Source organism: Streptomyces sp. NPDC006624 (genome assembly GCF_040611555.1).
In the GTDB taxonomy this organism is placed as follows: domain Bacteria; phylum Actinomycetota; class Actinomycetes; order Streptomycetales; family Streptomycetaceae; genus Streptomyces.
Genome location: NZ_JBEXOM010000001.1, coordinates 785009 through 797353, shown reverse-complemented (window position 1 = coordinate 797353; position 12345 = coordinate 785009). Strand labels below are relative to the sequence as shown.

Here is a 12345-nt window from a genome sequence, read left to right as displayed (position 1 = left end):
TTGAGTTCTCAAGGAACGGTCGCTTCCTTTGTACTCACCCTCTCGGGCTTTCCTCCGGGCGCTTCCCTTCGGTCTTGCGTTTCCGACTCTATCAGATCCTTTTCGATCCGATTCCCTGTCGGCGGGATTTGCCTTAGGCCCCCGGCTTTCGCTCGTCGGCATTTCGACATTCACTACGTTAGCGGATTCCCCGCCCGACTCATAATCGAGTCCGTCGGCGTCGAATTCAGACATGCGGGCACGTCGAATTCGCCCCGGTTGAGGGGAGTCGCTGGGTAGTGGTTTGGCCGCTTCCGGCTGCAGGCGATCGCCGTACCCGGTTCAAGCGGCTCGGGCTACATTACGCATCTCGTCCGGCCGAGTCAACTTCGGCGGCGCCTCGGGACATGGGCCCGGTAAGGGCTGACGGTCGGGTCGTCGGCGACCCAGAAGCGCCAGGGGTGCACGGCTCCGTCGCCGCTGACTCCGGTGCGGGGACCGTTGAGCACCTGGTCGGAGGGGACGGCGGTGCCGGTCAGCATGCGCAGTGGGGTGTCGTCGGGGGTGCACGCGTCCGTGCCGTCGAGGGAGCGGTCCACGCCCAGGGCCGTGGCCAGCCGGGCCGGGCCTTTGGCCAGTTCCTTGTCGTTGCGGGCCGAGAGCCGACGGGTGCGTGCCAGCTCGGCTCCCTCGATGATCTCGCCGGCGCGGAGCAGGACCGCGCCCGCCCTGCCCTCGGGACCGCACACCAGGTTCATGCAGAACCACATGCCGTAGGTGAAGTAGACGTACACGTGACCGGGCGGGCCGAACATCACGCCGTTGCGGGCCGTGCGGCCGCGGTAGGCGTGCGAGCCCGGGTCGTTCTCCCCGTCGTAGGCCTCGACCTCGGTGAGGCGGAGGGCGATCGGACCGTCCGGGGTGGTGCGGACCAGGATGCGGCCGAGCAGGTCGGGGGCGACCTCGAGGACGGGCCGGTCGAAGAACTCCCTGGGCAGGGGCGTACGGTCGGGGGTCGCGATCATGCCGTCCGAGGGTACTGGAGACGCGTGGTGCGCTGGGCTGGCCTCAGGGCGCGGGCCTTGTCAGGGTGAGGACGTGGAACCGGCCACGGCCGGATCGCGTTTACAGGGATCAGGGATCCACCCGTAGTGGGCGAGAGGGAGAGTCATGGCGTTCAAGAAGCTGCTCGCGAGCCTGGGGGCCGGCGGGGCTTCGGTCGAGACGGTGCTGCACGAGGTCAACGTCGTCCCGGGCGGTGTCGTGCAGGGCGAGGTGCGGATCCAGGGCGGTTCCGTGAACCAGCAGATCGAAGGGCTGTCGGTCGGGCTGCAGGCCAAGGTCGAGGTGGAGAGCGGCGACCAGGAGTACAAGCAGGACATCGAGTTCACGAAGTCGCGGCTGGGCGGTGCCTTCGAGCTGCAGGCGAACGCGGTGCACGCGGTGCCGTTCGGGCTGGAGATCCCGTGGGAGACCCCGATCACGATGATCGACGGTCAGGCGCTGCGCGGTATGAACATCGGGGTGTCCACGGAGCTGGAGATCGCGCGTGCGGTGGACTCCAGTGACCTGGACCCCGTGAACGTGCACCCGCTGCCGGCGCAGAAGGCGATCCTCGACGCGTTCATCCAGCTGGGCTTCCGGTTCAAGAACGCGGACATGGAGCGCGGGGTCATCCGCGGTACGCGGCAGCGGCTGCCGTTCTACCAGGAAATCGAGTTCTACCCGCCGCAGCAGTACCGGGGGCTGCACCAGGTGGAGCTGAGCTTCGTGGCCGACCAGAACGCGATGGACGTCGTCCTGGAGATGGACAAGAAGCCGGGGCTGTTCAGCGAGGGCAGCGACACCTTCCGGTCGTTCCAGGTGGGGCTGAACGACTACCAGGGGACCGACTGGACGGCGTACCTGAACCAGTGGCTCTCCGAGGTCGGCAGCAAGCGCAACTGGTTCTAGGACAGGGCCTAGGCTCGGGGTCGACTGCACGAACCGATCAGGAGGTACCGAGGTGACCGAGCTCGAGCGGCGGCCGCTCCCCCACGACTTCCATCCGCCCGTGGCGTCCTTCACGGTGACGAGTGAGGACGTCAAGGAAGGGGCGACGCTCAAGGACGCTCAGGTCCACGCGGCGGGCAACACCTCGCCGCAGCTGCGGTGGGAGGGCTTCCCGCCGGAGACCAAGAGCTTCGCCGTGACCTGCTACGACCCCGACGCTCCGACGGGCAGCGGGTTCTGGCACTGGGTGCTGTTCGACATCCCGGCGTCGGTGACGGAGCTGCCGGCGGGTGCGGGCAGCGGCTCGTTCGAGGGACTGCCCGAAGGGGCGGTTCACGCGCGTAACGACTACGGCAGCAGGGACTTCGGCGGGGCCGCGCCGCCGCCCGGGGACGGGCCGCACCGGTATGTGTTCACGGTGTACGCCGTGGACCAGGAGAAGCTCGGGCCGGACGCGGACGCGTCCCCGGCCGTCGTGGGCTTCAACCTGCGGTTCCACACGATCGGGCGGGCCCAGCTGATCGGCGAGTACGAGGTGCCCGCCGAGGACTGAGCCGAGCCGCCCGCGCTCCGGGTGTTCACGCGACGTTTGCCCGCTCCTGGTCTTGGAATTGATCAGGAGCGGGCATTTTTGTTGCCGGGGGTCGCGGGGGTCACCCCCCGCGGGAGCAGCAGATATTGCGTTGTCCATCCCGGCGTGCCCGGCCAGAGTTGATCCCAGCCCGCCAGGGGGTGGGCCGGTGCACACGGGAGGTGGGCTGGTATGCGGGACACGCTGGTACTGAACGCGAGCTTCGAGCCGTTGTCGACGGTGACGCTGAACCGAGCCGTCGTTCTGGTGCTTCAGGACAAGGCCGTCGTCGAGCAGGCCCACCCCGAACTGCGGATGCGGGGAGCCGCGGTGGACATACCCGCGCCCCGGGTCATCAGGCTCTGCCAGTACGTACGGGTGCCGTTCCGAAGACGAGCGCCGTGGTCGCGGCGGGGGGTGCTGGTCAGGGACCGGCACAGGTGCGCGTACTGCGGGAGGCGGGCGACGACCGTCGACCACGTGGTGCCGCGGTCGCAGGGCGGGCAGGACACGTGGCTGAACACGGTGGCCTCGTGCGCGCAGGACAACCACCGCAAGGCGAACCGGACTCCGGAGGAGGCGGGGATGCCGCTGCTGCGGCAGCCCTTCGAGCCGACGCCGGCGGACGCGATGCTGCTGGCGCTGGGGCAGGACGACTTCGACGCGCTGCCGCAGTGGCTGGCTCAGCCCGCGGCCTAGGCGTCACGCGCAGGGGGCCCGCTTCCTCGGGAAGCGGGCCCCCTGCGCGTGTGCCGGGTCAGTCGATGGACGGCCTTTCGCGGCGCTCCTGGGCGGGTACGCCGCCCTGGGACGCGGTGCCGTTGCCGTTGCCGCCGGAACCGCCGCCGATGCCGCCGAAGTTGCCCATGGCGCCGGAGAGGCCCTTGAGGGCGTCGCCGATCTCGCTGGGGACGATCCAGAGCTTGTTGGCGTCGCCTTCGGCGATCTTGGGGAGCATCTGGAGGTACTGGTAGGAGAGGAGCTTCTGGTCCGGGTCGCCGGCGTGGATCGCCTCGAAGACCGTGCGGACGGCCTGGGCCTCGCCCTCGGCGCGCAGGGCCGCGGCCTTGGCCTCGCCCTCGGCGCGCAGGATCTGGGACTGCTTCTCACCCTCGGCGCGCAGGATCTCGGACTGCCGGACACCTTCGGCCTGGAGGATGGCGGCGCGCTTGTCGCGGTCGGCGCGCATCTGCTTCTCCATCGAGTCCTGGATGGAGGTGGGCGGTTCGATCGCCTTGAGCTCGACGCGGTTGACGCGGATGCCCCACTTGCCGGTGGCCTCGTCGAGGACGCCGCGCAGCGCCGCGTTGATCTCCTCGCGGGAGGTCAGGGTCCGCTCCAGGTCCATGCCGCCGATGATGTTGCGGAGCGTGGTGACGGTGAGCTGCTCGATCGCCTGGATGTAGCTGGCGACTTCGTAGGTCGCGGCTCGCGCGTCGGTCACCTGGTAGTAGATGACGGTGTCGATGTTGACGACCAGGTTGTCCTGGGTGATCACCGGCTGCGGCGGGAACGGGACGACCTGTTCGCGCAGGTCGATGCGGTTGCGGATGGTGTCGATGAACGGGACGACGATGTTGAGGCCCGCGTTGAGTGTCCGTGTGTAGCGGCCGAAGCGCTCCACGATGGCCGCACTGGCCTGCGGGATGACTTGGATCGTCTTGATCAGGGCGATGAAAACCAACACCACCAGAATGATCAGGACGATGATGACCGGTTCCATCGTCGTTCCCCGTACCCTTCTCCGCCTCGGCGCCTTGGCAGATCTTATGGTTGTCGAAGATCTTGCTGGTCGAGTCTGACAGACCGTCGCGAACCACGCGAGGTCTTCCTCCAGTTACGTCGTGCGAGGTCACATGACGATCGCGGTGGCTCCCTCGATGTCCACGACGTCGACTTCCTGGCCCACCTCGTAGGCGCGGTCCGTGTCGAGGGCGCGGGCGGACCAGACCTCTCCGGCCAGCTTGATCCGGCCGCCGGAGGCGTCGACGCGTTCCAGGACGACGGCTTGTCTGCCCTTCAACGCGTCCACGCCCGTGGCGTGTTGGGGTAGCTGGGCGCGATGCCGGTTCGCGATGGGGCGTACGACCGCGATGCCCGCGGTCGATATGACGGCGAAGACGGCGACCTGCGCGACGGCTCCGCCGCCGAAGACGCCGGTGACCACCGCCGCGGCGATGGCGCCCACCGCGAGCATGCCGAGTTCCGGCATCGCGGTGATCACGAGCGCGATGCCGAGCGCGGTCGCGCCGATCAGCCACCAGAGCCATGCGTCGATGTCCACCTGGTCATGGTAGGACCGACGCCCCTGTCGCCGACAGGGCGCCCGGCGGGTGAAATGCCGTTCTCAGGACGGGATTTGCCCCGGGAGGGGGTGGGTCAGGTCAGCGGGAGGCCCTGGGCGGTCCAGCGCTCGCCCGACTGTTCGACGACGAGCGGGAGGCCGAAACAGAGGGAGAGGTTGCGGGAGGTCAGTTCGAGCTCCAGCGGGCCGGCGGCGAGGACCTTGCCCTGGCGGATCATGAGGACGTGGGTGAAGCCGGGCGGGATCTCCTCGACATGGTGGGTGACCATGATCATCGAGGGGGCGATCGGGTCACGGGCGAGGCGGCCGAGGCGGCGGACGAGGTCCTCGCGGCCGCCGAGGTCGAGGCCGGCGGCGGGCTCGTCGAGGAGGAGCAGCTCGGGGTCGGTCATCAGGGCGCGGGCGATGAGGGTGCGCTTGCGCTCGCCTTCGGAGAGCGTGCCGAACTTGCGGTCGAGGTACTCGCTCATGCCGAGGCGGTCGAGGAAGGCGCGGGCGCGCTGCTCGTCGATCTCCTCGTAGTCCTCGTGCCAGGTGGCGGTCATGCCGTAGGCGGCGGTGAGGACCGTCTCCAGGACCGTCTGGCGCTTGGGGAGCTTCTCGGTCATCGCGATGCCGGCCATGCCGATGCGGGGGCGCAGCTCGAAGACGTCGGTGCCGGGCCTGCCGAGGGTCTCGCCGAGGATGCTCGCCGTGCCGGAGCTGGGGTAGAGGTAGGTGGAAGCGAGGTTGAGGAGGGTGGTCTTGCCGGCGCCGTTCGGGCCGAGGATGACCCAGCGCTCGCCCTCCTTGACCGACCAGGAGACCTGGTCCACCAGAGCCCGGCCCTCACGGACCACGGATACGTCCTGAAGCTCCAGAACATCGCTCATGAGCGCGTTGTCTCCCCTTGCAGTGTGGCCGGTCTCGGCTGTCGCGTACGCCTGTGGCTCGGTCCGCCGCGCCGGTGGGCGCAGCCCTCCATGAAATCTACGCCACCGGCCGACCGGGGCATTCCCTCGGTCCGGCCCTTGGAGGGTCCTAGGGTTGAGGGCATGCTCACGGAACCACGCGCTGGACGTCTCGCAGCTTGGGGAAATGCCCTTTTGGCCGGACTTGTCTCTCCGGACGACGCCGTGCTCGCCATCGTCGGCGAGGACGCGGTGCACCGGGTGGAGGGGTTGCCGGGAGAGCCGGGGCAGGTCGGGCTGACGCTCGCGCTGGGGCGGCTGCGGACGCTCGGCGTGACCGGACTGCGGGTGGCGCTGCCCGCACCGGGTCATCCGCTGGGGCTGAGCGGACCGCCCGAGTTCAACGCGCGGGCGCTGGAGGCCGAGGAGGCGGTGGTCTGTCACGGGGCACCCTTCGGGCTGGTGCCGGACGTGTACGAGGCCGGGCCCGAGCATGTGCGGGACGAGGTGGTGTGGCACGTGCTGCCCGTACGGGAGGCGCCGCCGGCGGACGTGCCGTCGCTGGGCGAGGCGGAGCGGGAACTCGCGGAGGCCCTGCGGGAGGCGACCGAGGCGCTGACGCGGCTGGACGTGGCCGGGTCGGGGCCGGTGGCGGAGGCGGCGGTCGACGCGTACCGGGCGCGGGCGGAACGGGGGCGGGAGGTGCTGGCTCCCGGATATCCCCCGCGCGCGGTGCGGGTGCTGGAGTTGGCGCAGCGGGTGGGGACGCTCATCACGGTGGCGACGGAGAGTGGGCACGGGGGCGCGGTGAGCGCGTCCGAGATCGCCGCGCGCCGGGAGGCGCTGCGGCCGGTGGAGCGGACGGCGCGGCGGGCGCAGGTCGCCGCGTACAACTCCGTTGTGGAGGAGCGGGAGCGGGGCGTGCGGTGACTGGGGCTTCCGCTGGTGCTCGGTGTTGGTGCTGAGCCGGGTCGGATGCGCTGGCTGGGGGTTGTGTGGTGTCCGGCGCCTGCGCTGGGCGCGTGGCATCCCGCGGCCCGGCGGCGCGGGGTACCGCCGCGCCCACCCGTGCCGCCCCCAGGCGGCACGCAAGCCCGCGGAACGACCGACCGGCCTCCCGGGCACATACGGGAGGCCGGTGTCACCTCCGGCTCGGAGACGGAGGCGGAGCGTCAGTGGTTGACGGCGAGGTTGCCGAAGGCCGGGTTCAGCACGCCCACGACGTTCACGCTGTTGCCGGACACGTTCACCGGGACGTGCACCGGGGCCTGGACGACGTTGCCCGAGCCGACGCCCGGGGAGCCCACGGCCTGGCCGTCGGCGTGCGCGCTGGTGGCGGAGGCCATGCCCGCGCCCGCGGCGAGCAGACCGCCGGTCATCATCGTCACGGCCGCTGCCTTCTTCAGGTTCTTCACTTCTGAGCCCTCCTTGCGATGGCCGCGGCAGGCGCAGCGGCACGCACTGGAGAACGGCCGGGATCCCCTGAGGATGCGCCATCCGGGGGACATTCCCACGACGGTATGAATCTCAGACCGGAACGCAACCGTCCGTGAGACCGGCGGGGAACGCGTCAGCCCGTCACTCCGTGGCGAACGGCCCACAGGGCGGCCTGGGTCCGGTCGGCCAGGTCGAGCTTCATCAGGATGTTCGAGACGTGGGTCTTGACGGTCTTCTCGGAGAGGACGAGGGCGCGGGCGATCTCGCGGTTGGAGCGGCCGTCCGCTATCAGGCCGAGCACCTCGCGCTCCCGGTCGGTCAGCGAACCCGCCCTTCCGGGACCGGAGTTGGCCCCCTCCTGGGAGAGCAGGGCGCCGGCGACCTCCGGCTGGAGGAGGATGTGCCCGGCGTGCACCGAGCGGATGGCTCCGGCCAGGGCGTCGGGGTCGACGTCCTTGTACACGTAGCCGGCGGCGCCCGCGCGCAGGGCCGGGACCACCGTACGCTGCTCGGTGAAGCTGGTGACGACCAGCACACGCGCGGGGTTGTCCAGCTCGCGGAGCCGGCGCAGGGCCTCGACGCCGTCCATGCCCGGCATCTTGACGTCCATGAGGATGACGTCGGGATGCAACTCCCCGGCCCGTTCGACTCCTTCGGCGCCGTCGGCCGCCTCGCCGACGACCTCGATGTCGTCCTGCACTTCGAGGAACGTGCGCAGGCCCCGGCGGACGACCTGGTGGTCGTCGACGACCAGCACCCTGATCGCGTCAGCCACCGGGCACCTCCATCTCGATCGTGGTGCCCTTGCCGGGCGCCGATTCCACGGTCAGCGTGCCGCCCGCGCCGCTCGCCCGGTCCCGCATGGAGACCAGGCCGAGGTGGCGCCCCGCGCGGCGGACCGCGCCCGGGTCGAAGCCGCCGCCGTCGTCCGTGACCCGCAGGACGGCTCCGTTGCCGCGGCGGTCCAGGGTGACGTCGACGCGGGAGGCGCCGGAGTGGCGCAGGGCGTTGTGCAGGGCTTCCTGGGCGACGCGCAGGACCGCCTCCTCCTGGGCGGCGGGCAGGGCCCTCACGCCGTGGCCGGTGAAGGTGACCCGGGCGCTGTGGGCGCGGTCGAGGACCTGGATCTGGGTGCGCAGGGTGGCGACCAGGCCGTCCTCGTCGAGGGCAGCCGGGCGCAACTCGACGACCGCCGCGCGCAGTTCGTCGGCGGCCTCGGCGGCGAGCGCGGCCACCTGGTGCAGCTCGCCCTTGGCGCGGGCCGGGTCGCGGTCGACCAGGGCGGTGGCGGCCTGGGCCGTCAGGCGCAGGGAGAACAGCTTCTGGCTGACCGCGTCGTGCAGTTCGTGGGCGAGGCGGGAGCGCTCCTCGGCGATGGTGAGTTCGCGGCTGCGCTCGTAGAGGCGGGCGTTGGTGAGGGCGATCGCGGCGTGCTGGGCGAGGATGCCGAGCAGTTCCTCGTCGTCGGCCGTGAAGCCGCAGCCGCCCTCGGGCCCGGTGCACGCGGGGTGGGCGCCGTCGGGACGCAGCTTGTTCGCGAGGAACAGCGCGCCGATGACCTCGTCGCCGTCGCGGACCGGCAGGCCGAGGAAGTCGACCAGGTCCGGGTGGGCCTTGGGCCAGCCCTCGAAACGGGGGTCCTTGCGGACGTCGGCGAGGCGCTCGGACCTGGCCTCGTGCAGCATCGCGGCGAGGATGCCGTGCTGGCGCGGGAGGGGGCCGATGGCCTTCCACTGCTCCTCGCTGACGCCGTCGACCACGAACTGGGCGAAGCCGCCGTTCTCGTCCGGGACGCCGAGCGCGGCGTACTGCGCGTCGAGCAGCTCGCGGGCCGAGGCGACGATCGTCTTGAGGACGTCGCGCACCTCGAGGTGCCTGCTCATGGCCAGCAGCGCGGAACTCACCGCGGCGAGGCCGGACCGGGGGCCGTGACTCATGTCCTCACGGTACCGGCGGGCCGTGACGGCGCGGATCGGGCCGCCGGACGCGGGAGACCGGTCCGGTGGGCCTAGGTCCGGGGGCGGAGGCGGCGGGGCGGTGGCGTAGGCCAGCCGGGGTGACGGCGTAGGCCTGCCGGGGTGGCGGGGAGGGCCCGGGGCCGGGGCGGCCGGACGCGGGGCGTAGGACCCGGGACGCCGGGCCGCCGGTGTAGGGCCAAGGGACCCGCCGCTCTGCGGCCCCGGTCGGAGGCGGCGTGATCGCCCCCGTTCCTACGTTGAGGGCGACGCGATCACGACGAAGGAGCGGATCATGCCGGTTGCGATCATCACCGGGGCATCGAAGGGGCTGGGCCGGGCGCTCGCTCAGGCGCTGGCCGGGCGGGGCTGGGACCTGGTGCTCGACGCCAGGGGCGCCGAGGCGCTGCGGGAGACGGCCGGGGCCGTCGCGGGACACGGCACGCGGGTGACCGCCCTGCCCGGGGACGTGACGGACGCCGCCCACCGGGCCGCGCTGGTGGCGGCGGCCTGGCGGCTGGGCGGTGTCGACCTGCTGGTGCACAACGCGAGCGCGCTGGGCGCGGAGCCGCTGGTGCGGCTGGAGGAGCTGCCCCTGGACGGGCTGCGCCGGGCGCTGGAGGTGAACCTGGTGGCGGGGCTGGGCCTGGTGCAGGAGGCGCTGCCGCTGCTGCGTGCCTCGCGGGCGGGCACCGTCATGGTGGTCAGCTCGGACGCCGCGGTCGAGGCGTACCGGACGTGGGGCGGCTACGGGGCGTCCAAGGCGGCGCTCGACCATCTGGTGGCGGTGCTGGGCGTGGAGGAGCCGGGGCTGCGGGTCTGGGCGGTGGACCCGGGCGACATGGCGACGGACCTGTATGCGGCGGCCGTACCGGACGATCCGGATCCGCGGCCGGAGCCGGCGAGCGTGGTGCCGGGGTTCCTGCGGCTGCTGGACGAGCGCCCGGCGAGCGGGCGGTACGTGGCCGCTGTGCCGGCGGACGGTGTGCGATGACGCTGGCCGTGCGGGTGCCCCCGGAACTGTCGGCCCGGGTCCCGGTCGAGCAGCGGGGGCCCGGTCGTGAGCGGGACTCCGTGCGGATGCTGGTGTCGCGGGGGGCCGAGGTGACGCACCACGCGTTCACGGACCTGCCGGGGCTGCTGCGGGCGGGGGATCTGCTGGTGGTCAACACCTCGCCCACGCTGGCGGCGGCCGTCGACGGGCGGCTCGGGCACGCGCGCGTGGTGGTGCACTTCTCCACGCGCGGGGACGACGGCCGCTGGGCGGTGGAGCTGCGGGATCCCGACGGGCGGGGCACCACGCGCGCGCGTGCGGGGGCGCCCGGTGACGAGGTGGGCCTGCCGGGGGGCGTGCGGCTGGTCGTGGAGGAGCCGCTGAGCGAGCGGGGTGAGCGGCTGTGGTGGGCGCGGGTGTCCGGGGCCGGGGTGCCGGGGCTGCTGCGGGAGCACGGCCGGCCCATCCGCTACTCCTATACCGAGCGGGACCAGCCGCTGTCCGTCTACCAGACGGTGTTCGCGCTGCCGTCCGCCGACGGGGCGGGCAGTGCGGAGATGCCGAGCGCGGCGCGGCCCTTCACCGCGCGGATGGTGGCGGAGCTGGTCAGCCGGGGGGTGCAGTTCGCGCCCGTCACGCTGCACACGGGGGTGGCGTCGGCGGAGGCGCACGAGCCGCCGTATCCGGAGCGGTTCTCGGTGCCGGAGGCGTCGGCGCGGCTGGTGAACGCCGCGAGGGCCGGTGGGGGCCGGGTGGTGGCGGTGGGGACGACGGCGGTGCGGGCCGTGGAGTCGGCCGCCGTCGCCGGCGGTGTCGTACGGGCGCGGGCGGGGTGGACGGATCTGGTGGTGACCCCGGAGCACGGGGTACGGGTGGTGGACGGGCTGCTGACCGGGCTGCACGAGCCGGAGGCCTCGCATCTGCTGATGCTGGAGGCGGTCGCGGGGCGGGTCGCGGTCGAGCGGGGGTACCAGGCCGCGCTGGAAGGGCGCTACCTGTGGCACGAGTTCGGCGACGTGCATCTCGTACTGCCCTGACGGGGCCTCACTCTGAGCATCGCTTGTGCAACCCGCGGTGAGACCGGACGCCGCCCGATGTGAGCCCTCGCATAGGACCCACGTCACGTACGAAAGTGCATAGGAGACAAACCAGGCCTCATGAGCGGCGCGGATAGTCCAGTCTGCCCGTATTTGCCCCTCCCTGATCCACTATCTTCCTTCGTACGTCACACCTTTGCCACGCCATTTTGCGGCCGCTAAGAATGGCTGCCGTCGCTCAGCGCCGTGGGTTCTGCCCCGCGGCGTTCGTGTCGGAAACACACCGAGTCCAACGCCGGACGCCGAGCGACTCCCGCGCTATTCGAAGAGGTCCACACCACCATGCCCAAGAACATCTTCAGCCGTGATCGCAGTCCCCGCCTGACCCGTCACCACAAGATCGCCATGGCGGGTGTCGCCACCCTCGGCGCCGCCGCCATCGGCTTCTCCGCGGTGCCGAGCGGCGCGTCGACGAAGACCACGACCGAGGCCGCTCAGCCGGTTGCGGTGGCGTTCAGCAACCAGCAGATCAAGGACGTCAAGGCCAGCGTCACGGACCAGATGGCCGGCGCCAGCGTGAAGGCGGAGCAGATCGCCGCCAAGAAGAAGGCGGAGGCCGCCGCCGCGGCGAAGAAGAAGGCGGCCGCCGCTGCCGCCGCCAAGAAGCAGGCCGCCGCCGAGGCCGCGAAGAAGAAGGCCGCAGCCGAACGCCAGGCCAAGGAGGCCGCGAGCCGCGCCGCCAAGCGCGCCGAGGCGAAGAAGGCCGCGAAGAAGACCTACCCGAACAACCTCGACGGCTGGATCCGCGAGTCGCTCGACGTCATGAAGAAGCACGGGATCCCCGGCTCCTACGAGGGCATCAAGCGCAACATCATCCGGGAGTCCTCGGGCAACCCGCGGGCGATCAACAACTGGGACATCAACGCCATCAACGGCATCCCGTCGAAGGGTCTGCTGCAGGTCATCCCGCCGACCTTCAAGCACTGGCACGTCCCCGGCACCTCCTGGGACATCTACGACCCGGTAGCCAACATCACCGCCGCCTGCAACTACGCGGCCGACAAGTACGGCTCGATGGACAACGTCAACAGCGCGTACTGAGGCTGGCGCGGACCTCTGCTTCGCTGAACGAACGCCGAAGGGCGGCACCCTCCTGACGGGGTGCCGCCCTTCGGGCGCGGTGGA

The 12345-nt window shown here is 71.5% G+C and carries 14 protein-coding genes; 7 read left to right on the top strand and 7 right to left on the bottom strand.

Annotated elements, in window-relative coordinates:
• Window positions 1-362: 362 nt before the first annotated feature.
• Window positions 363-1004, bottom strand: coding sequence for a DNA-3-methyladenine glycosylase (locus ABZY20_RS03620; RefSeq protein ID WP_356435957.1), 642 nt, complete (start codon window positions 1002-1004; stop codon window positions 363-365).
• A 145-nt stretch (window positions 1005-1149) separates the two neighbouring features.
• Here ABZY20_RS03620 and ABZY20_RS03615 point away from each other — a divergent pair, with 145 nt between their 5' ends.
• The 3 genes from ABZY20_RS03615 (at window position 1150) to ABZY20_RS03605 (ending at window position 3241) form a co-directional block, all read left to right on the top strand.
• Window positions 1150-1932 (top strand): sporulation protein, encoded by a 783-nt coding sequence (locus ABZY20_RS03615; protein WP_356435954.1) that lies wholly within the window; start codon window positions 1150-1152, stop codon window positions 1930-1932.
• 52 nt (window positions 1933-1984) lie between these two features.
• Complete coding sequence (locus ABZY20_RS03610; RefSeq protein ID WP_356435951.1) at window positions 1985-2524, top strand: YbhB/YbcL family Raf kinase inhibitor-like protein; 540 nt, start codon at window positions 1985-1987, stop codon at window positions 2522-2524.
• A 210-nt stretch (window positions 2525-2734) separates the two neighbouring features.
• A complete protein-coding gene (locus tag ABZY20_RS03605) occupies window positions 2735-3241 on the top strand; it encodes an HNH endonuclease (RefSeq protein ID WP_356435948.1) in 507 nt (168 codons plus the stop codon).
• A gap of 58 nt (window positions 3242-3299) precedes the next feature.
• On the opposite strand, the gene ABZY20_RS03600 is transcribed toward ABZY20_RS03605, so the two are convergent.
• The 3 genes from ABZY20_RS03600 to ABZY20_RS03590 form a co-directional block, all read right to left on the bottom strand.
• Window positions 3300-4265 (bottom strand): SPFH domain-containing protein, encoded by a 966-nt coding sequence (locus ABZY20_RS03600; RefSeq protein WP_356435945.1) that lies wholly within the window; start codon window positions 4263-4265, stop codon window positions 3300-3302.
• A 129-nt stretch (window positions 4266-4394) separates the two neighbouring features.
• On the bottom strand, window positions 4395-4826 hold the full coding sequence (locus tag ABZY20_RS03595) for an NfeD family protein (protein WP_356435942.1): 432 nt from the start codon (window positions 4824-4826) through the stop codon (window positions 4395-4397).
• A gap of 95 nt (window positions 4827-4921) precedes the next feature.
• The gene (locus ABZY20_RS03590; protein WP_356435939.1) at window positions 4922-5719 is read right to left on the bottom strand and encodes an ABC transporter ATP-binding protein; all 798 of its coding nucleotides are present in this window, start codon (window positions 5717-5719) and stop codon (window positions 4922-4924) included.
• A gap of 162 nt (window positions 5720-5881) precedes the next feature.
• Between ABZY20_RS03590 and ABZY20_RS03585 the strand changes: the two genes are divergently transcribed.
• Window positions 5882-6667, top strand: coding sequence for a hypothetical protein (locus ABZY20_RS03585; RefSeq protein WP_356435936.1), 786 nt, complete (start codon window positions 5882-5884; stop codon window positions 6665-6667).
• Window positions 6668-6909: 242 nt separating this feature from the next.
• On the opposite strand, the gene ABZY20_RS03580 is transcribed toward ABZY20_RS03585, so the two are convergent.
• From ABZY20_RS03580 to ABZY20_RS03570, 3 genes are all read right to left on the bottom strand, one after another.
• On the bottom strand, window positions 6910-7152 hold the full coding sequence (locus ABZY20_RS03580; RefSeq protein WP_356435933.1) for a chaplin: 243 nt from the start codon (window positions 7150-7152) through the stop codon (window positions 6910-6912).
• Window positions 7153-7307: 155 nt separating this feature from the next.
• Complete coding sequence (locus ABZY20_RS03575; protein WP_356435930.1) at window positions 7308-7949, bottom strand: response regulator transcription factor; 642 nt, start codon at window positions 7947-7949, stop codon at window positions 7308-7310.
• On the bottom strand, window positions 7942-9111 hold the full coding sequence (locus ABZY20_RS03570) for a GAF domain-containing sensor histidine kinase (protein WP_356435927.1): 1170 nt from the start codon (window positions 9109-9111) through the stop codon (window positions 7942-7944). Before ABZY20_RS03570 ends, ABZY20_RS03575 begins: the two co-directional genes overlap by 8 nt.
• Before the next feature lie 313 nt (window positions 9112-9424).
• Between ABZY20_RS03570 and ABZY20_RS03565 the strand changes: the two genes are divergently transcribed.
• The 3 genes from ABZY20_RS03565 (at window position 9425) to ABZY20_RS03555 (ending at window position 12261) form a co-directional block, all read left to right on the top strand.
• Entirely contained in the window at window positions 9425-10123 is a 699-nt protein-coding gene (locus tag ABZY20_RS03565) for an SDR family NAD(P)-dependent oxidoreductase (protein ID WP_356435925.1), read from the top strand.
• A complete protein-coding gene (locus tag ABZY20_RS03560; protein WP_356435923.1) occupies window positions 10120-11160 on the top strand; it encodes an S-adenosylmethionine:tRNA ribosyltransferase-isomerase in 1041 nt (346 codons plus the stop codon). Before ABZY20_RS03565 ends, ABZY20_RS03560 begins: the two co-directional genes overlap by 4 nt.
• A 342-nt stretch (window positions 11161-11502) precedes the next feature.
• On the top strand, window positions 11503-12261 hold the full coding sequence (locus ABZY20_RS03555; RefSeq protein ID WP_356435921.1) for a transglycosylase SLT domain-containing protein: 759 nt from the start codon (window positions 11503-11505) through the stop codon (window positions 12259-12261).
• Window positions 12262-12345 lie beyond the last annotated feature (84 nt).

Excerpts from the sequence above, each read along its gene's own strand:
- ABZY20_RS03620 (WP_356435957.1), bottom strand. The coding sequence starts at position 1,004 with ATGATCGCGACCCCCGACCGTACGCCCCTGCCCAGGGAGTTCTTCGAC.
- ABZY20_RS03615 (WP_356435954.1), top strand. The coding sequence starts at position 1,150 with ATGGCGTTCAAGAAGCTGCTCGCGAGCCTGGGGGCCGGCGGGGCTTCG.
- ABZY20_RS03605 (WP_356435948.1), top strand. The coding sequence starts at position 2,735 with ATGCGGGACACGCTGGTACTGAACGCGAGCTTCGAGCCGTTGTCGACG.
- ABZY20_RS03600 (WP_356435945.1), bottom strand. The coding sequence starts at position 4,265 with ATGGAACCGGTCATCATCGTCCTGATCATTCTGGTGGTGTTGGTTTTC.
- ABZY20_RS03590 (WP_356435939.1), bottom strand. The coding sequence starts at position 5,719 with ATGAGCGATGTTCTGGAGCTTCAGGACGTATCCGTGGTCCGTGAGGGC.
- ABZY20_RS03585 (WP_356435936.1), top strand. The coding sequence starts at position 5,882 with ATGCTCACGGAACCACGCGCTGGACGTCTCGCAGCTTGGGGAAATGCC.
- ABZY20_RS03570 (WP_356435927.1), bottom strand. The coding sequence starts at position 9,111 with ATGAGTCACGGCCCCCGGTCCGGCCTCGCCGCGGTGAGTTCCGCGCTG.
- ABZY20_RS03565 (WP_356435925.1), top strand. The coding sequence starts at position 9,425 with ATGCCGGTTGCGATCATCACCGGGGCATCGAAGGGGCTGGGCCGGGCG.
- ABZY20_RS03560 (WP_356435923.1), top strand. The coding sequence starts at position 10,120 with ATGACGCTGGCCGTGCGGGTGCCCCCGGAACTGTCGGCCCGGGTCCCG.
- ABZY20_RS03555 (WP_356435921.1), top strand. The coding sequence starts at position 11,503 with ATGCCCAAGAACATCTTCAGCCGTGATCGCAGTCCCCGCCTGACCCGT.